The organism is Peribacillus loiseleuriae (assembly GCF_001183985.1).
GTDB lineage: Bacteria > Bacillota > Bacilli > Bacillales > DSM-1321 > Peribacillus > Peribacillus loiseleuriae.
On the sequence record NZ_LFZW01000001.1, the window covers coordinates 2,672,887 to 2,692,244 of the forward strand.

20 protein-coding genes and 3 pseudogenes are annotated in these 19,358 nt (G+C 36.5%); 5 read left to right on the forward strand and 18 right to left on the reverse strand.

Going from position 1 to position 19,358, the window contains the following annotated elements:
• Positions 1–137: 137 nt before the first annotated feature.
• From AC625_RS12445 to AC625_RS12465, 6 genes and pseudogenes are all read right to left on the reverse strand, one after another.
• Positions 138–749 carry an NAD(P)-binding protein gene (locus AC625_RS12445; protein WP_049681559.1) on the reverse strand — a complete coding sequence of 204 codons (612 nt, stop codon included), beginning with the start codon at positions 747–749 and terminating at the stop codon, positions 138–140.
• Between the two features lie 149 nt (positions 750–898).
• Positions 899–1,312 (reverse strand): annotated as a pseudogene (locus AC625_RS12450) (ABC transporter permease); the annotation flags it as partial.
• Positions 1,296–1,556 carry a MarR family winged helix-turn-helix transcriptional regulator gene (locus AC625_RS28590; protein WP_425415447.1) on the reverse strand — a complete coding sequence of 87 codons (261 nt, stop codon included), beginning with the start codon at positions 1,554–1,556 and terminating at the stop codon, positions 1,296–1,298. The gene AC625_RS28590 and the pseudogene AC625_RS12450, both read right to left, overlap by 17 nt.
• A 28-nt stretch (positions 1,557–1,584) precedes the next feature.
• Positions 1,585–1,713, reverse strand: a complete 129-nt coding sequence (locus tag AC625_RS28595; RefSeq protein ID WP_425415448.1) for a hypothetical protein — start codon at positions 1,711–1,713, stop codon at positions 1,585–1,587.
• Between the two features lie 494 nt (positions 1,714–2,207).
• Positions 2,208–2,875, reverse strand: a pseudogene (locus tag AC625_RS12460) (Tn3 family transposase); the annotation flags it as partial.
• A gap of 1,024 nt (positions 2,876–3,899) precedes the next feature.
• Complete coding sequence (locus tag AC625_RS12465) at positions 3,900–4,820, reverse strand: VanZ family protein (RefSeq protein ID WP_049681561.1); 921 nt, start codon at positions 4,818–4,820, stop codon at positions 3,900–3,902.
• Positions 4,821–5,058: 238 nt separating this feature from the next.
• On the opposite strand from AC625_RS12465, the gene AC625_RS28200 reads away from it, so the two are divergent.
• Together AC625_RS28200 and AC625_RS28205 are read left to right on the forward strand one after the other, a co-directional pair.
• The gene (locus tag AC625_RS28200) at positions 5,059–5,274 is read left to right on the forward strand and encodes a site-specific integrase (RefSeq protein WP_281177231.1); all 216 of its coding nucleotides are present in this window, start codon (positions 5,059–5,061) and stop codon (positions 5,272–5,274) included.
• 7 nt (positions 5,275–5,281) lie between these two features.
• On the forward strand, positions 5,282–5,485 hold the full coding sequence (locus tag AC625_RS28205) for a tyrosine-type recombinase/integrase (RefSeq protein WP_281177232.1): 204 nt from the start codon (positions 5,282–5,284) through the stop codon (positions 5,483–5,485).
• Between the two features lie 437 nt (positions 5,486–5,922).
• Here the strand turns inward: AC625_RS28205 and AC625_RS27815 are convergent, their stop codons facing one another.
• Positions 5,923–7,305: an ABC transporter permease gene (locus AC625_RS27815; RefSeq protein ID WP_245644999.1), complete on the reverse strand. Its 1,383-nt coding sequence runs from the start codon at positions 7,303–7,305 to the stop codon at positions 5,923–5,925.
• Between the two features lie 32 nt (positions 7,306–7,337).
• Positions 7,338–8,219: an ABC transporter ATP-binding protein gene (locus tag AC625_RS27820; protein WP_082191077.1), complete on the reverse strand. Its 882-nt coding sequence runs from the start codon at positions 8,217–8,219 to the stop codon at positions 7,338–7,340.
• 169 nt (positions 8,220–8,388) lie between these two features.
• Between AC625_RS27820 and AC625_RS12480 the strand changes: the two genes are divergently transcribed.
• The 3 genes and pseudogenes from AC625_RS12480 (at position 8,389) to AC625_RS12485 (ending at position 10,108) form a co-directional block, all read left to right on the forward strand.
• A complete protein-coding gene (locus tag AC625_RS12480) occupies positions 8,389–9,042 on the forward strand; it encodes a response regulator transcription factor (RefSeq protein ID WP_425415449.1) in 654 nt (217 codons plus the stop codon).
• Positions 9,039–9,323, forward strand: a complete 285-nt coding sequence (locus AC625_RS26790; protein WP_053178095.1) for a hypothetical protein — start codon at positions 9,039–9,041, stop codon at positions 9,321–9,323. Before AC625_RS12480 ends, AC625_RS26790 begins: the two co-directional genes overlap by 4 nt.
• Positions 9,319–10,108, forward strand: a pseudogene (locus tag AC625_RS12485) (HAMP domain-containing sensor histidine kinase). The gene AC625_RS26790 and the pseudogene AC625_RS12485 overlap by 5 nt, the downstream one beginning before the upstream one ends.
• Positions 10,109–10,362: 254 nt before the next feature.
• Here AC625_RS12485 and AC625_RS12490 read toward each other — a convergent pair.
• The 10 genes from AC625_RS12490 to AC625_RS12540 form a co-directional block, all read right to left on the reverse strand.
• The gene (locus AC625_RS12490) at positions 10,363–10,668 is read right to left on the reverse strand and encodes a hypothetical protein (protein ID WP_049681562.1); all 306 of its coding nucleotides are present in this window, start codon (positions 10,666–10,668) and stop codon (positions 10,363–10,365) included.
• 237 nt (positions 10,669–10,905) lie between these two features.
• The gene (locus tag AC625_RS12495; RefSeq protein ID WP_049681563.1) at positions 10,906–11,112 is read right to left on the reverse strand and encodes a hypothetical protein; all 207 of its coding nucleotides are present in this window, start codon (positions 11,110–11,112) and stop codon (positions 10,906–10,908) included.
• A 57-nt stretch (positions 11,113–11,169) separates the two neighbouring features.
• Complete coding sequence (locus tag AC625_RS12500; protein WP_049681564.1) at positions 11,170–11,526, reverse strand: hypothetical protein; 357 nt, start codon at positions 11,524–11,526, stop codon at positions 11,170–11,172.
• A gap of 135 nt (positions 11,527–11,661) precedes the next feature.
• Positions 11,662–11,943: a DUF4190 domain-containing protein gene (locus AC625_RS12505; protein ID WP_049681565.1), complete on the reverse strand. Its 282-nt coding sequence runs from the start codon at positions 11,941–11,943 to the stop codon at positions 11,662–11,664.
• 871 nt (positions 11,944–12,814) lie between these two features.
• Entirely contained in the window at positions 12,815–13,174 is a 360-nt protein-coding gene (locus AC625_RS12515) for a hypothetical protein (protein WP_049681566.1), read from the reverse strand.
• A 166-nt stretch (positions 13,175–13,340) separates the two neighbouring features.
• Entirely contained in the window at positions 13,341–14,669 is a 1,329-nt protein-coding gene (ltrA, locus tag AC625_RS12520) for a group II intron reverse transcriptase/maturase (protein ID WP_049681089.1), read from the reverse strand.
• A gap of 678 nt (positions 14,670–15,347) precedes the next feature.
• Complete coding sequence (gene ltrA, locus AC625_RS12525; RefSeq protein WP_049681567.1) at positions 15,348–16,622, reverse strand: group II intron reverse transcriptase/maturase; 1,275 nt, start codon at positions 16,620–16,622, stop codon at positions 15,348–15,350.
• A gap of 556 nt (positions 16,623–17,178) precedes the next feature.
• Complete coding sequence (locus tag AC625_RS12530) at positions 17,179–17,496, reverse strand: hypothetical protein (RefSeq protein WP_049681568.1); 318 nt, start codon at positions 17,494–17,496, stop codon at positions 17,179–17,181.
• A 418-nt stretch (positions 17,497–17,914) separates the two neighbouring features.
• Complete coding sequence (locus AC625_RS12535; protein WP_049681569.1) at positions 17,915–18,697, reverse strand: nucleotidyltransferase domain-containing protein; 783 nt, start codon at positions 18,695–18,697, stop codon at positions 17,915–17,917.
• A gap of 317 nt (positions 18,698–19,014) precedes the next feature.
• On the reverse strand, positions 19,015–19,358 hold a 344-nt coding region (locus AC625_RS12540), incomplete at its 5' end, for an IS110 family transposase (protein WP_049681570.1).

Genomic DNA, 19,358 nt, shown 5'->3' on the forward strand with positions numbered 1-19,358 from the left:
TTGTCTATTTTCCATAAACCGCTTCAATAATGTTGTTAATTATTTACATTAATAACACTATACAGATAGGAATAATTTAAATAAGATAATTGAATTTTTCAATAAATAGTAATTAGGTCCTTCATTCTTTTAGGCATTCAAAATCCTATTTTTTGAAGATGCTTTAATATCTCCTCCTTAGCGGATTCATCTATACGATAACGTTCATCAATAATTTCTTCTAATAATTCATTTCTTTCTTCAGAGGTAATGTTCAGCTTTTTCAGCTTTCTTCGGCATTGATGCAAAAATTCTGAATAAGATTTCCAAGAGTGATCAAATTTTTTTTCTAACTCTTTTTTCAGCTTCCTTGTAAGCTTTGGACTCGAACCATTTGTTGTTACCGCTACTTGGAGATACCCTCTTTGAATTGTCGCGGGAAAAGAGACATTTCCTTCTTCAGATTCATCAACTACACAAACTAATTGATTAGGTGAGAGGAGATTCCCCAAGTCTTTATTAGCATTTCTGTCGTTTGTTGCGAGGATGGCAAGGAATGCATTCTCAAAGTCATTTGGTAGGGCCTTTCGATGAATGAAGATGTAATCCTTTTCTCGAGATAGCTCCAGAATTTCTTCGCAAAAATCAGGAGCTATAAAAGTAATTTCCGCTTTCTGATCCGCTAAAGTCTTTGCTTTTCTAGCAGCAATCCTTCCACCACCGGCAATAACGACCTTTTTACCTGTCAAATTAATAATTAATGGCTGCATAGCCCACTCCTATTTTTAAGTATTATCATAAGCGCCTTTAATGGAATAACCAGGAGTTCCTATTAGCTGTTACGGCCTAATAAGTTCTACTTAAAACTGTCGTTTATTCTACAGTTACTACACTTCTCGAATTTCGAATGTTTCATCAATTATTTTTTCACAACGTGATATCTTTTTAAGACAACTTTTCCAAATTGATTAAATACACGGTCCATAAAGAACCCCATCAATCCGAGTAATATAAGACCGACAAAAATCCAATCGGTTTTGAAATACAACCGTGAATTCCAAATCATATAACCAATTCCTTCATTGGCAGCAACCATCTCAGCCCCGACAATGGCCATAAAAGACGATCCCATCGCAAGCTTTGCACCGGTGAAATTATAAGGAAGGGAAGCGGGAATAATAACATGGAGCATAATTTTCCATTTTGATGCTCCCATGCTTCTCGCTGAGCGAATTTTATCTTCCTCAACAGCCTGCACACCAGTAATGGTGTTAATGGTGACAATAAAGAAGGTTGCATACATAATGAGGAAAATTTTAGATTGCTCTCCAATAATGTGATTGAATTATTTGATAAAAATGATTGAATTCTTTTGAAAATCCGTCGAACAAAACAGAAATAGTAGTCACCCATATGTTGCTATTTCGATTTATAAAGTCCCGGCCATCATCAGTAATGTCCAGCCACACGATTCGTCTATCTTCCTTATGACGTTTTCGAACAGCAAATCCTCTTTCTTCCAGCTTATCGCAAAGTGCAGTAATTGACCCCGAAGTGAAATCAAACTCTTCAGCCAAATCTGTTAATCGTTGCTCACCATCTTGATTAATTTTTTAGAATCATGAACCCCGGCAACATAATGCCTTCAATATTGATTTTGTCGCGTTCCTTTACAAATTTGCGAAACAGACAATCTGCTACTTCCAATAACTCATCGTGATTAATCGTATCCATATCTCCTCCATTCCAAGCCTTAAGCAGACAAAAAAGGCACCGAACACATTTCTGAACATTCATAATACATGAATGATGAAATGTATAGGTGCCTTTGGTTGTCCAAACAGCTTATTTAAATTGTTTTAGTGTTAAATAATGACTGTTAAGAAAATTAATGTCAAAGTATTTAATATCCATACATTAACAATATAATTCCTATGTGTCAAGTGTGTATTGAAAATATATTTTTATTTTCTACCCTATCTTCTCGTCAACAAATCCACAGTAGAAAAAATGTATCACTACTAATATAAGCAATCCTTCTTAAAGTAAACTTTCCGTATCTTAATTAAAAATCTCCATAATCACTTCACACTTACCAATTTTCTTTAAAAGTGTTGTTCAATAATATGACCCGATCAGAACAAAATTAAAGTAGGGGTATCGTCAGGAAAATGCAGATTTACAACGCTAAGCCCATTTCCAAGACGATTCCCCCATTTTTAACAACGCTAAGAAAGTTTCAGTGGTCTTAGAGAATCTAATGAGACCACTTTCTCTGAATTAAAATGGTATTCTCCTAGTAAATTGATATGTTCCCAGCCTAAAGGTGACATACGATGCAATAAGTCTTCATTAAAACAACCTGTCCGTTTTTGATATTCAACTGCTTTTGTTAGATGTAGGGTATTCCAGATACTGATGGCATTGATAATTATGTTTAATGCACTGGCTCTTTGCAATTGATGCTGTATGGTTCGTTCCCTAAGCTCTCCTTGTTTTCCAAAGAAAATAGCTCTTGCCAGTCCATTCATAGCTTCTCCTTTATTCAATCCTTTTTGTATTTTTCTTCTTAATGATTCATCCAAAATGTAATTCAAAATAAAGATCGTTTTTTCTATTCGGCCCATCTCACGTAAGGATGTAGTTAAGCTGTTTTGTCTTGAATAAGAACCTAGTTTCCCCATAATAAGGGATGCTGAAACTGTTTCTTCCCTTATAGAATGAGCTAATCGCAAAACATCCTCATAATTTTCTTTAATGACCTTTGTATCTATTTGTCCACGTAAAATGGTTTCTAGTTTTGGATACTCAATTGCTTTATCTATTGTAAATAATTTTGAGTCCGATAAATCTCTTTTCTTGAAGCAAATTTAAATCCTAATAAATGGGTCAATCCTCAAGGGGTTCCGAATCGTCCGTTTTTATCGATTATACATGATTTTATACATGGTTGATGAATCAACATTTTCAGCCTCTAAAGAAGCCTAGTAGTTGCATAAAAAAGGGGTGTTTTATGCAACTTCTTCTTTCACTAAAGTACTTGTTAGTTCAACAATGGGTCATTGAGGCATTTCAAATTCAAATCGACCTTTGAAAATTTTTAATTGGTTTTTGACACCTTCTAATTCCACATAGGATGTATGTACGTATTGAATAATTTGTTCATCGTTCATCTGGGCATTAATAAGATTACGAATTATGCTGTATCTTTCGTTAACTGCTCCTGTTGCTTTTCCTGATTTATAGTCGTCATCCCATTATTTGTCATAGCACTTTACACATTGTAAACATTCTTCACGACCTTCCTTGATGAATCCACTTTGAAACACAAAGACAAGTACAGATAAAGACATCACCATTATTTTTTTGTAAGAATACATTTAATCGCTCCTGTTGCTACGCAATCTGGGTCATATCGGCATTAATGAACCAATTGACTTGTTCATATATCTCTTCCACCCATTATTTTCTCTACATCTTTCTTCAAATAATCTGCCCGTCAGTTGAAGTAAGTTTTTTTGAATGTATGATTTAGTATATTTTCGTACATTCATTTCCTTGATATCACTGGGTATTTTTGATAAACTACCATTATCATACGTTTAATGTACGATATCGGCGGAAAAACATGAAAGAAAAGAACGTGCAGCCGTTGCGAACGGCCAAAGAAATCGAGGATATGAAATGGGCGCTACTGTTGCTTTGAAATAAAGTTTGATCAATAACACCTCATAAGCCGGCATTTTACGATAAATAAAAAGAATCCATTTTGAAAAAAGATTGATCAAAATGGATTCTTATCCAGCAGATTTAAGTTTCGGTTTTATAAAAAAGTTTAATTATTTTCTATCTGTCTGCTCTACAATCGTGCCATATTTGTTGAAAACATTGCAAAGCAAGCCCCTTAGAATGTTGATACTTCACTCCCACCAATGCTTCATTTCACTGAACCCAACGTCCCATAGTTTAGCTTTCCCGGAAACGATAATCGTAATTTCGTTTACCATGTCAAAAAATGGTACGTTTAAAGATTCTGCCCCTTTATTATATTGTTCATTGTACTGAGCTCTTACTTTTCCATCTGCCAGTATAGTGACTTCACCCTTGAAATCACCGTTGTCTGGAATGCCATAATAAGAATAGAGTATCACATCTTTCTTGTTCCCCAAGATGTAAGTGTATGATTTGCTTTTATCCCCTTCACTGTTATACACGTTCATTTTAGGTTCTATTTTCTTGCCTGCTACGGTGAAGCTTGGAAGATTTTCAGTCATAGGCATGGTTCCATTCATTTCTTTCACATCGTGCAATGCTTGAATCGGGCTTTCTCTTGTCGCTACAACATATTTGATAGTTTCCGAGACCACGATTACTCCAACTAGAAGAACACCAACAGATAAAGCCGAAGCAATAAGCTTTTTATAGGTAATTTTTGAAGAAAATCCAACTCTATAGGCGATAAAACCTATCGCTGCACCTAATGTATTGGATATAACATCATCTACATCAAAGCTGCCAAGATAAGTTAAAGCCTGCAGCGATTCCAGAATGAGAATCGTCAAGACAAACAAGGATATGAACTTCACAAAACTGGAACGAAACGACAAAGGTATTACTACTCCAAAAGGGATAAAAGCAGTAATGTTTCCAAATTCGTATAACCATGAAAAAGTTGGTTTTGGAAATCGAAGAGGAACGTTTTCCGGAACAAGCATAAATGTATATCCATAATCGCTGGTTGCATGATCTACTCTATTAAAAGCAAAGAACAAAAAATATAAAATTAAAATTGTATATAAAATGATGCCTACAATGATGAATTTCCGTAATTTCGCTTCCATAATCTCTCCTTAATTTCGACATATCATTTACAATAAATCTTATCATACTAAAATATCAGTTCAAAAAAACGGGAATATGATAATTCCTGTTCGTTTTTTTGTAAACGGTTAAACTTTGTTCGAAACGGTACGACTTTCTTATAAACAATACATCTTTATTTCAAACCAACAGCTACGGCGATATAGTTCCGAACGGGACTATTTTTTATTTGTTTTTGGCATTAACACGGGTTTACGGGTGAGCGATATGGTTCCGTTGACCGTTGGGGATGTACGAGGAAAAACGCATGTGGTGATTCGAGAGAAAAAAACGACTAAAACAAAGCGATTTATGTTGCCCGTGAAGCTTCGTGAAGAAGTTGAGGATTATACGGCTCATATGAGCGACGGAGAGTACCTGTTTCCAAGTCGGAATGGGAATTTACCCCCATTATATACCAACTCAAGCTTATAGAGCGCTTGTGAAGGCCGGAGAAGTACTTGGGAGGGATGACATTGGCACGCATACAATGCGTAAAAAATTTGGATATGCCTATTATCGAAGAACGAAAGATCTGGCATTCCTGCAGAATATCTTTAACCATTCCGCACCGTCGATCACCAAACGCTATATCGGGATTACACAAGAGGAAATCGACGAAACGCTAAAGAATTTTGTTTTATAAGGGGTAGAATGCAGAATTACAACGATAAGAAAGTTTTGTCCTAAAAAAGTCGATTTCCAGTCTCAAGGAATCGACTTTTTTTATTTATAATCATTCCACTCACCTTGTTTCAATTTCTTGAATATACTTGCTTTAAAGAAGAAGTGGGACAATTGTATGGACTTAAATGATAATTATATTATTATTCTTCTCAGAGAAATCTCAAATTTATTATTTAGTGGCAATCTAACGGAAACTTTATTTTAGTGCAACACTCCACATTCACTTATGTGACTTGAACCGTAAATTTGCCTTTTTGGAAAGGAAAACTCTAGGGATGCGTACGGTTTAAATAAATTTAAATGACGAAAGAACTGTAGTGTTTATTTGAAAATGGTGAAAAGTAACTGTAGGTGCAGTCCCTTTTCACCACTAGATAATGATAGACAGCATGAATATTATTCGCTTCGAAGTGCAACAACCGGGTCTTTCTTCGCAGCCATTCTTGATGGAATAGAACCAGCAATTAAGGTGAGCAGCATACTTCCAACAACAAGGACTGCTGCATGAAGTGGGTTAAGATTCGCTAATCCAGATATTCCTGCCAAGTTTGATATTACGGCGTTAATTGGTATTTGCATCAGATATGAAAGGCCCACTCCAAGAATTCCTGCCGCAAATCCTATAATCAGCGTTTCTGCGTTAAATACCCTTGAAATATCTTTCTTCCGTGCACCAACACTACGAAGGATCCCAATTTCCTTAGTACGCTCAATTACCGAAACATATGTTATAATACCAATCATAATTGTGGATACCACAAGAGATATCGCGGCAAATCCGGTCAATACATAGGTTACGGTATCAAGTAGTTTTCCTGTTATGGAAGAAATCGTTTCCGCCATATCAGAATAAATCAGCTGATCATCGTCTGCTTTGCCACTATTGAATTTATCAAGGTATTCTTTTATCTTGTCTTTGCTTTCATAATCTGTTGGATAAATATTGATACCCGTAGGAGTAGTATCTGCTCCAAGCATAATCAATGCGTTATCCTTCGCTTTATTGTCTAAAGGAGTACCAAGCAAAACATCCTTATTCGAATCTTTTTGTGTAGATGCAATTTCGCTTTTTTGCGCATCCTCAACTACGCTGGCAGTTAAAGCGGTAGTGTAAGCAATGCCCGGTGATAAATAGCTACTTGACTGATCTTTTTTGGGACGAAGAATGCCGGTAATTGTTAATTTTGTCCCAGTATCACTGTCATACAGCTTCTCATAACCAGTAGGATCTACCGCATTGAATAAATCTCCATTTTTTAAATAGTAGTCGTCATTGGGTATAACTTTTAAGATAGTTTTGCCAACAAAATCAGTCGTCTTATAATCTTCTGTCTTGTCAGTAATACCAAGTTTATCAAAAAACGCTTTGTCTATGCTGTTATATTTATCAACAACTAAAACAACTTCGCTTTTTCCTTTAGGCATACGGCTTCCATTACCAATTAGGTCATATAAGGATAAAATGAATTCGTTATTGTCGGGGATCTCCTGCCAATAAGCATTATTGCCACCTGGCATTCGCATTTCACCTGGAATGGCTGTGGTTCCAAACTTTACAGCTGTATCTTGCCCTTTTGCCAAAAGATTGACTTTAACTCCCTGTGTATAGGAAATGTTGTTGATTGCATTTGGCAACTTTGTTTCAAGTTTTCCTATATAATTTAGATAATCTTGTGTGATGATGTTGCTATGTTTCTTACTATTTTTCTCCCTATCATAGGAATACACAATATCTTTTTGGGGGTATTCTGTATATTCCGAAGCACCGTTATTCCCCACAAGATCACCAGGAGCAGGGGGTCCCATCAAGTCTAAAGTTTGTTCACCTGTGTTGATGGTGATTGGAAAGCCTGAAAGTGTATCTGACTGTACAATGCTGTAATAATTGTTCTGCCTCGTTTTGTCAGTAGATTTTTAAAGGAAAGCGATGTTGCCGTGAATAGTGACATAGAGGTTTTCTTAAACTTCTGTTTTTCACTTGAAGGTTTGGATGCCTTTTCCGCATTGGTTTCTGTAGCAGGATTGCTGTCCGACTGAACTTCACCGTCTAAAATTCGGATGATTCTGTCTGAATATTCTTCCGCGAGTTCGCCATTATGAGTGACCATTATGACAAGGCGTGTTTTGGCCACTTCCTTTAAAATATCCATGACCTGAACACTCGTATGGCTATCAAGTGCTCCAGTCGGCTCATCCGCAAGGATAATATCGGGATCATTCACAAGCGCCCTTGCAATAGCAACACGCTGCATCTGACCACCTGACAATTGATTCGGCTTTTTTTTCATTTGATCTGCAAGCCCAACTTCTATTAGTGCTTGCCTCGCCCTACGATTTCTCTCGGAGGCTGATACGCCTGATAAAGTCATAGCAATTTCAACATTTTGCAACACCGTTTGATGTGCAATAAGATTATAGCTTTGGAATACAAAGCCTATAGATCGGTTACGGTATGCATCCCAGTCACTATTTTTAAATTCTTTCGTCGACACGTCGTTTATTATCATATCGCCGTTGTCATATTGGTCTAAACCACCAATAATATTAAGAAGTGTAGTTTTCCCACAGCCTGACGGACCAAGTATGGAAACAAGTTCGTTTTCACGAAATCCAATAGATACACCTTTTAATGCGGTAACAACTTCACCGCTGTCATATGTTTTTCTAATATTGTCCAGTTTAAGTTTCAACATAAACATACCTCCACTTCTTTCTACTCTTGTATTGTATCCCTGTAAAGTAAACTGAATATAAACTAGATGGAAATATGCAATTGATTTTCAGTTTATATTCTAAAGGTATAATTTTTTATGAAAAAACAAAGTCAAATGGAGGCGCTTTATTTGTTAAAGATATTAGTAGTTGGATGATACGAATATCAGAAAGTTAATGCGTACCGTATTGAAACAGAACGGATTTGAAACATACGGAGCGGAGGACGGCATTGCCGCACTTAATTTAATGGAAAAACAGCACGTTGATTTAGTGGTACTTGATTTAATGATGCCAAATATGGACGGCTATGAATTGACACGACAACTTAGGCTTTCGTGGGGGAATTTACCTATCTTGATGGTCACAGCCAAACAGGAACCAAAAGATAAAAGGCAAGGATTTATTGTCGGTACAGATGATTATATGACAAAACCTGTAGATGAGCAGGAGATGATACTTCGTATTAAAGCACTTCTCCGCAGGGCACAGATTGCCAGCGACCACAAACTAACATTCGGTGAGATTGTACTTGAATATGATACGCTTACCGTATCCCATGAAAATAAGGTTTTTACGCTGCCACAAAAAGAGTTTTACCTCTTATTTAAGCTACTATCCTATCCGAACATGATTTTTACACGTCTGCAACTTATGGATGAGATTTGGGGAATGGAATCCGAAACCAATGACCACACACTAAATGTTCATATAAACCGGTTGAGAGACAGATTTCGAGATTGGTCGGATTTTGAAATCGTGACAATACGGGGCCTTGGCTATAAGGCGGTGAAGAAAAGATGAGGGGATTTTTTAAGAAGAGATTGAGTCTTGCTATAACTTTGGTAATGTTTGTGTTTGGTGTTTTGGTGACAACATTTTTGGTTATGGAAGGTATTGCCGCACTATTACAACATTTGGGGATTATTTCCTTTTCAGGTCACCCTCCACAGAATCCGGGAGGAAACAACGGCAACCCTCTATTCCCCTTATTCATACTTTTTAGTCTCTGCATTTTGCTTGGAACAGCACTTACTGCCTTTCTGAGCAAAAAAAGCGCTAAATCCAATCAGCAAGGTAATTGATGCCACGCATAAAGTAGCTGGAGGCGATTTTAGCGTTAAGGTAAAAATAAAAGGCATTGGAGAATTGGAAGAGCTATCTGAGAGCTTTAATAAAATGACACAAGAACTTTCTAGTATAGAAACACTAAGAAGTGATTTCGTCAACAACTTTTCCCATGAATTTAAAACACCCATCGTATCTATACGCGGTTTTGCAAAGCTTCTAAAGGACAATAATCTTAGTGAGGAAGATCGACGGGATTTTCTTGACATCATCATAACGGAATCAGAGCGGTTAGCCACACTTTCCACAAATGTACTTACATTAGCAAAATACGAAAACCTTGGAATTATTGCAGATAAAGCTCCGTTTAGACTAGATGAACAAATTAGAAGAACAATCGTATTAATGGAACCCAAGTGGTCTGCAAAAGACATTACCGTAAATTTGGAATTAGATAAAGTAATTTATAAAGGAAACGAAGATTTGACACAACATATTTGGCTTAACCTTTTTGATAATGCCATTAAATTTTCCTACCAGGGTGGATTAATAAATATTACCCTTGTAAAGGTAGATGACGAAATTCGGTTTGTTATTCAGGATGACGGATCTGGTATGGATGATCATTCTAAAGTCCACATTTTCGATAAATTTTACCAGGTTGATACTTTCCCATACCGTAAAGGGATACGGACTTGGACTTCCACTTGTAAAACGCATAGTAGAACTATGTGGGGGTGAAGTTGGTGTGCAAAGTTATCAGGATAAAGGTAGCATATTTACCGTTGTATTGCCGTGTTAAAGCACAATCAAAGAATAAGGATACTATGTAAATATCTAACACCAATTTGACTGTTTCGTCTATAGTGTACCAAGATGTTCATCTAGAATGTGGTAAACCGACTATGGGTGATTGGAAATGTGAATCATAAGCTAAAATCGAGTAGGTGGGAGTGATTAACTCCCGACCTCTCCCACCACCGTACGTACCGTTCGGTATACAGCGGTTCAATTAAAAATTGAATAAGCAGAATAGCTTCTATTAGCTGGTTGAGTTTAAAACCTAATTTTCTTTTTAGCTGGTTTATTTGGAGTTTCTATTAACTTTGCAACTTTTTTACCTTTGTTAAACCTTACGTTATTAAGCCAAAATACGAAAGCCTCTGCATTAAAACAAACTCCATAGATTTTATTGCCTTCCTCGTCTTCGTCAGCTACTACCCAATAAGGATGATTGTTTTCTCCGTCATATAACCATTTATCAAAATCTCTTTGTAATTGACAAATGTTTCTCCCTACTTTCGCAGGACAACGTATATATTCGTTATCCTCTTCGTACATAAATTCGACTTTCACAATCATAAATATATTTTCCTCTCTTGTTTTTTAAAACTTTAACATAGATATCAAATTTCTTTAAAGGTGTTGTTCCAAAAACTGGCCCTTTAATTGAACAAGGTTTCTAAGGGAAACATAAATACTTTATACAAATCTAGTTAACATAAAATTGCTTATCGGTACTAAAAAAGGATCTTTGGTTAGAATATCCTTTTAATTGCTTTTTCAATTAAAGCGCCCTTTATGTAATAACACTTTTTATTAACCTTGGATCATACCCTTGTAAATTTTCTCAAACAGGTCCACTGGAATGGTGATTTTAGTTGTTTTCTCATTACGCCAATATGTAACTAGTTCTATCTGATTCCCTTTTCTTTCTACTTCCAACAAGGAATTCTCACCCTTATCCCTAATCGATGCAAATTGATTACCATTTTTATTTACTTTCTCTTTATACTCATAATTCATAAAGAACCCTCCCCTTATTGTTGAAAAAGATGTTTTCAGTTTATTTTCGACTTACAATCAATGCGTAAAATAAAATGTACCAATAATCGTTTTACCATCTTGTAAATATAATGGTGTCGATTCTTTGAATGATTTATTATATGCATCTAACTCACTTGGCGAAGATATACCTTCAGGCTGATAAATATATCCTAATACACCGTTCACACCTTCTGCCAACATTAAATCAGGTTCAACAAGCATTAAGTTTTCCATATTAGGACCATAAGTTTGCCCGTTTTCATTTGTTGGATAACCATCGCTTATAATACTATCCTTAGTAGGTATAACTAAATCTGAGGTATCCTTAATTGATTGACAGGCAAACAACATTGATAAAAGTATTGTGGATGCAAGGATTAAAACTTTTATCAAAAAGTCCACCTCCGTTATAGCCCAAAGCTAGCGCTTTTTAATGTATTCGTTGTATATCTGCACTTTCCTGACGATACCTCAACTAGAACAAAACCTAGTAATAGCAAAGGTTCGAACGTTCCGAAATAAGAATTTCTAGAGGATATTGATACTACTAGTAATTGTTACAGAATAAAAAAGAATGAGGCCCAACACACTTAAAAATTGAAGTGTAATTCCAACAACAGCACAAATTAAACCCGCAATTGCTAACCCTCTACCACTTTCATTTGTCTTTTCTATTTGTTTTACAGCTTTTCTTGAAAATACAACCCCGATAACGCCAAGGATCAAGCCGATAAATGGAATTAAAATTGATAGAATACCATTAATTAACGAAATTATCGAATGACTATTTGTTTGAGTTTTTTCAACCACTTATATCCCCCATTGCACCTATAATTTTATTACTAGTTTAACACACATATTTTTCAAATTTTAGTTGAATAAGGGATTTTTCTGAATGTATGATGTTAGTTATTTTAGTACATTGAAAAGACCACCAAATTGGTGGTCACGTTGTTGAATTAGTCGAGTAGAAGGGAACCTCTCTACCTTGCGGTAGATTGTGTTCCTCCCCCCTCACAGAACCGTGCTTGCGCTATTTACGCACACGGCTCCTCCTAGTCACCATTCACAAAATATAGCTAATCTCTTTCGCTCAGATTTTGCTAATTCTGCTATCCTTAATAGTTTTGTGTCCATTTATTATCCCTACCTCTGCGTGTAGTAAATGTGTCCCTAGTAAGGGTGATAACTTGGTAGCAGCCTTTCCTCCATCGGCATTACCCAACTTCATTGGTACTACGCTGCTATCCGACTCCCTACAACGGCATTTGGCTTCCTTGCTTATTATCGCTTGTACACCATACTCTTCTATAAGAAGAAAAGACCGGTAGGGCCTCCCGAGTTGCCGTATCATATCAATGTGTGACGTGCCAAGGTCTCTGACTCCAGAGAGGTTCTATCCTTCTTGCCTTTAACGATGGATAAAATGTAGCTTTCTGCTGTGCTTAAGGCATCAGCCCTCTCGATTTACTAACATTATGGAGCTCAATCCCTTCAACCATTTGGCTTTCGGCCCGCCACCTAACTGTCTACGCTTAAAGGCTAATGTTACCATTAGCCCTCCAAGACTCGCTACGAGTGAATGGCTAGTTCTTTCTCGACGGGAATCCCACCCGCTATATGATACGACCTAGGCTCGGCCGCACAAGCACCCTGTAGTTGAACAATTTATTTATTGAATCTAATAAACAGTTGCTTTAAAATACTTTTCGTTGATTTCGTATATAATCGACTTTTTATCTTCTAAATTTTTATATAACTTCGTTCCAGGCGTTAATGAATTTGAATCAAAGTTCTCTTCATTCAGATTAGGATTTGTATCACCATCTACAATATTTCGTTTAACTTCTCCAATAAATTCACCGACAACGTCTTTATCAACCTCTTCATTTGTTAATTGGTAAGATTGATTATCTACTTTAACAAACTCATACGCCCAAGAAGCTTCCGAAGTAGTGATTACTTCGGGATTTTCAGAAGTTGTTTCATTGTTACAAGCAACTAATAGCATTAAAGAAAGCAACACAATAATATTTTTCAAATTTCCCACCCCTCTATAATTTGTCGTTAAGAATATTAAAAAGGTTTCTCATTTTTTTACTAGTCGAGTAGAAGGGAACCTTTCTACCTTTCGGTAGATTGTGTTCCTCCCCCCTCACAGAACCGTGCTTGCGCTATTCACGCACACGGCTCCTCCTAGTTATCATTCACAAAATGTAGCTAATCTCTTTTCTTAAGTCATATATATTGACCTTAACTCTTGGTGAAGGTAGTGGATATTTATCAAGAAATAGTCTGAATTTATCCCATGTAAAGGATTTCCTTTGACTTCTTCTGTTGAGCCATTTATACAGTATGTATCCGATTTTGTCTTTGAATTTGTTTACACTTTGGGTGTTATCTGTGATGCAGTAATAGTTGTAATAACCTATTAGTGAGCGTTTAAATCTATCCATAATCATATGAATATCTTTATTTCTATTATTCTTCAACCATTCTTTTGATTCCTTAAGTTTGCCTTGGACTTTCTTCCTGCTTGATTTCCTTTTCACTCGAAAATTTCCCTGTTTACTCTTCCCACAATAGTGTGTAAAACCTAGGAAATCAAAGGTTGCTGGTTTTCTATTTCCCTTTTGTTTCGCATCTTTCTCCGCAAACCTCCCGAAGGGAATAATTTTAGTTTTATCCTCAGCTATCTCTAGTTTAAACTTCTTTAATCTAAGTTTTAATGATTGGAAGAATTCCTGAGCTTCGCTCTTATATTGAAAACAACAGACAAAATCATCTGCATATCTCACTATGTATGCTTGTCCTTTGCACTGTTTTCTTACCCTTTTCTCAAACCAAAGGTCGAGGACATAATGAAGATACACATTGGCTAATACCGGAGATATCACTCCACCTTGCGGTGTACCATTATCTGTTCTATGTTTCTTACCTTCCTCCATATATCCACCTTTAAGAAACCTACCAATCATTCTTAGTAAGTTAGGGTCAGAGATTCGCAGTTTTAAGAACTCCATTATCCATATGTGGTCAACGTTGTCGAAGAATCCTTTAATATCTACATCTACTACATAATTTACTGACCTCTTTTCAATATAGTGGTTCAGTATTTTCAAAGCATCATGGCAACTCCTATTTGAACGGAATCCAAATGAACAATCTAGAAAGTCATTTTCATAAATGGTATTAAGTATCTTTGTAATGCCTTTTTGAACAATTTTATCTTCATGTTCAGGTATTCCCAATGGTCTTTTCTTGTTTGAATTGAGCTTTGGAATGTACATTCTCCTTACTGGAACAGGACGGTAACTTTTGCTTTTAAGCCTACTTATTAAATCCTCTATGTTTTCTTCTAAACTTTCACCGTATTGCTCTTTAGTTGTACCGTTGATCCCAGTTGCCCTCTTATTGGGAAGTTCATGATGACATTGAACTAATGCTTCCTTATTTAAAAGATGTGCAAGAGATGTAAATTTCATTTTAGGATCAGATTTTGCTAATTCTGCTATCCTTAGTAGTTTTGTTTCCATTTATTATACCTACCTCTGTGTGTAGTAAATGTGTCCCTAATAAGGGTGATAACTGGTAGCTAGCCTTTCCTCCATCGGCATTACCCAACTTCATTGGTACTACGCTGCTATCCGACTCCCTACATCGGCATTTGGTTTCCTTGCTTATTATCGCTTGTACACCATACTCTTCTAAAAGGAAGAAAAGACCGGTAGGGTCTCCCGAGTTGCCGTATCATATCAATGTGTAACGTGCCAAGGTCTCTGACTCCAGAGAGGTTTTATCCTTCTTGCCTTTTAACGAAGGATAAAATGTAGCTTTCTGCTGCAGGTAAGGCATCAGCCCTCTCGATTCACTAACATTATGGAGCTCAATCCCTTCAACCTTTTGGCTTTCGGCCCGCCACCTAACTGTCTACGCTTAAGGACTAAAGTTACCTTTAGCCCTCCAAGACTCGCTACGAGCGAATGGCTAATTCTTACTCGACGGGAATCCCACCCGTTATATGATACGACCTAGGCTCGGCCGCACACCTGCCCCTTTAGTTTAATAAGCTAGATTAAAAAACTCCTATTATTTTATTTCAAGAAGAGTTTACATAATCATTCTTATGGGCAATCGAGTAGAGGGAAAATAATTTAACTATTTTCGCCCCTCTCACACCACCGTACGTACGGTTCCGTATACGGCGGTTCAATTTATATTACAGTGTGTATTTTTAGATAATGTTCTAAAGCAGAGGGAACCCCCCTCTGCTTTAATCTTTTGTTTGAGATTGCTCTTTGAATAACTTTCGATAGTCCAATGTACCGATAACCTCTTCTACAGAAAGTTAACCCTTTCGCCTCTTCCTCTGGAATCCCTAATTGAACAAGCGATTTGATTTGTTTCTTCGCTACCTTCCATTGCTTCCAGATGTTAACTCTAATTCTGGAGCGAAGTTTCTTATCTATCTCAGTCATCGCTTTTTTCATATTCGAGATTCTAAAGTAGTTAACCCACCCAAGTATGACTTGTTTTAGTTTTAAAATTCGGTAGTCCAACGGAACACTCCAATTTCGCTTTGTTAATTTTTGAAGCTTCCTTTGAAGTTTTTGTATGGATGTGAGATGAGGTTTTACTTGATATTTCTCATTCTTAGAATCGTAGTAAAATCCAAATCCTAAGAATTTCAAATCCTTTGGACGGGAGATTTTACTCTTTTCTGTATGGACTATCAACCCTAATTTCTTTTCTATAAATCTCACGATTGAATCCATCACTCTATTCGCTGCTTTCTCACTCTTCACGAAGATGAGGGCGTCATCAGCGTATCTCACGAATTGGAGTCCTCGACTTTCTAGTTCCTTATCCAGTTCGTTCAACATAATATTACTTAACAGTGGGCTTAGGTTTCCTCCTTGCGGAGTTCCAACTGGTGTTTCTTCATATTTCCCATTCACCATAACCCCACTGACAAGATATTTTCTTATTAGAGAAATGATATCTCCGTCATCTATTGTATTAGAATTGATTCGCATGAGTTTATCGTGTTGGACTGTATCGAAAAATCTTTCAAGGTCGATATCCACAACCCAAGTGTGTCCATCATTCAGAAATTCCAAGCTTTTTATATTGGCCATCTCACAACTTCTTTTCGGTCTAAAGCCGTAACTGAATTCGCTGAACTGCTTTTCAAATATCGGACTGAGTACTTGATGAATGGCTTGTTGAACTACCCTATCCACTACTGTTGGTATTCCCAATTTGCGCATCTTGCCATTTTCCTTTGGAATTTCCACTCTTAAGGCAGCTTGTGGTTGGTATTTTCTTGTTCTGATGCGCTGACGCAGCTCGTCTTTGTGCTCTTTCAGATATTGCTTTAGTTCGTCGACCGTAACTCCATCAACCCCACTGGCACCTTTATTTTTATAGACACGTAAGTAGGCTTCATTCATATTTTGATTACTTAGAATTTGTTCTAAAAGTTTCACACTCGTTTCTCCTTTCCTCTCACGTAGTAAGTGATAGCTCCATTTTGGTTATCCTTTGAGATACGCTCATACTTTCACCATTAACCCATTCGGAGTTCGTCACTTACGCATTCGCGGCGTTGAAACACTATAAATTGTTCAGCCCTTCATGATTTTACTCATTACTATGGCTTCTGCTGACTTCTTGCGACTAACCTTTTTCGACTGTACTACTCCAGGGTAAGACAACTATCTTTCCTCTTTTACTCGCCTGATTTACCCTACAAAGTTACGCACATCTTTTGGACTTTGACTTGTCAAGGAGTCTCATCCTTTTATAGAGCCTTAGTATCAGATTTCTGTTCGTCGAGCCAAGATTTTATTCCACGCTTCCTCCAGCCCTTACCTCGCGATAAGTACCTTACGCTTCCTTAGTGGTTGGTCGATGTGCACCCCCACAGTGGACTTTCACCACCTAGATAGTTGCCATGCCTGGCACACCTGAAAAAGGATCTTCGACTGGAAGATCTTTTTAGCTGCTTGTCTAATTAAAGCGCCCTTTTCTGGGAGACAGTTATTACGAATGAATTTCTTCTTTTTTGCTATAAATTTCATAAGCAAAATATCCAAATAAAAAACCTATCCCGGGTCCCCAAGCGATTGTAGATAGTAAGGAAATTGAGGAAAATATGCTTAAAAGTACAGCAACAGCAAAACCAATCATCATTCCGAATGGTATTAAACTATCTAATAAAATTTGAGCGCTTTTAGATGTTTTCTTACCCAGGGTACCTTTCTTATATTTATGTTTCATTCTTAGAATTACAAATACTGCAATTCCACCCACTATTACAACAGGCAGTGAAATACGAGCAATGTCCAAAGCTAAGTCCATATTATATATCCCCCTTTCTTCCGCTTTTAAATTGATTCAATATTAACATAACTTATTCCATTAAATGGCCCTATAATTGAACAAGATCCCAAAGCATCAGATGAATAGATTATACAAATCTAGTTAACATAATGCTAATTTTCGGAACTTCCGAAATATAAAACCCCTTGGTACTCAAGGGGTACCGAAGGGTCCATTTTTATCGTTTATACATGATTTTAGACATTGTTGATGAATATCAACATCTTCGGCTTCTGAAGAAGCCTGGTAGCTGCATAAAAAGGGGTATTTTATGCAAATTCTTCTTTCACTAAAGCTACCCGTTTGTTTAAGTGTGATTCTTCACAAATTAATTAGCTACATAAAAAGCAATCCTTCGAAATAAATACCGCTTTTTAGCTCTAAAAGGTCACATTTTCTATTTTCCTTCAATGGTATTCTCGTTAAACCAAATAATAAAATAATCAATGTAATTTAATACCTCATCCAAGGTTGGGACCTTTTGTTGAAGAAATACATACTCGATTTCTTTAAAATATTCTTCTCTAGGGAAATAATACTGAAGAATTATAAGATTTTCTTGAATACTTGTAGACCAACTTTTATCTCTTTCAGCTACATAGCAATATGCTCCTCTTACAATACGTTTTAATATCGATAGTAATGTATAATGGTCAACTTCTTTTTCCAGAATTACATCACGATAACTTGTGAGTGAATCGATAAGATTTTCATTTAATGCCTTACTGATATGAACATTTGGCTTCATTTTAGGAAAGTGTACGGACAAATCCTCTCCATAAATACTAGTACAGACGTGTCTCAACCAAAATCCCCAATAATATTGGCTATTTTCTTTAAATACATCTGCTGTAACTCCTATATCGTAATCTACTTTTGGCACGATTGGATTGTCACATATAAACATTTTTGTTTCTTCATCTAAACGTGCCATTTCTTGAGGAGAGAGTGGAGATGTCAAAATTACTGATAAATCAATATCTGAAGTACCTAATAAAGCCTCGCCTCGACCCACACTGCCATAGATATAAACACTATGTAATTTTGTTCCTGCACACCTTTTTAAAATCTCAACAACTTGACTAAGAAGTCCTTGGTATACACCATCAATTTTATTTAACGAGGTTTTGTTTAAGATATACCCGTCATTATCTACATCTATTCTTGTTGGAAACTGCACATTACTCCCCCCTCCTTTTAAGTATTTTATATTCTAGAGTACACTTTTCCTGCTAAAAATTAAAGCCAATATTTGATAGTTTATTAATTGGGCTCATTTAGTTATACACAGCTTTATTCAACTATTCTGCTTCGTTAGTTCAATAAGAAAAAAGAACACCTATGCAACTCATTGTTCTTCAAGTAAACCAGCTAATAGGAAGTCAATATCTTTCTCTAAAATTTTCATTTCCCTTATGTTATACTATTTTTGGCCATGCCAAATAACCCTCCAAAACCCTTTTGGAAGGATTTCTCTTTGTTTCACAAAACCGTTAATTAAGCTAAATCAAGGAACGTTTCTTTTCTCTTTAATAAAGCATAAATCCAATGAAGAAGTTTATTAATACAGGCAACGATCGCCACTTTGGCGGGCTTTCCTTCTGATTTTTTCTTATCATAGAATGCTTTAAGCTTTTTGTTTCTTGAACTCCTTATACCGCATAATACGGCAAGATACAGGGAATGGCGTAGTCTGCTCGAACCTCTTTTAGTAATATGATTGATTGTTGCCGTAAACTTACCTGATGAGTGAACACTAGGATCGACTCCAGCGAAGGCAACGAGTTTTTTGGGATGATTAAACCGATCGATTTCACCAATCTCAGAGATAATCGTTGCAG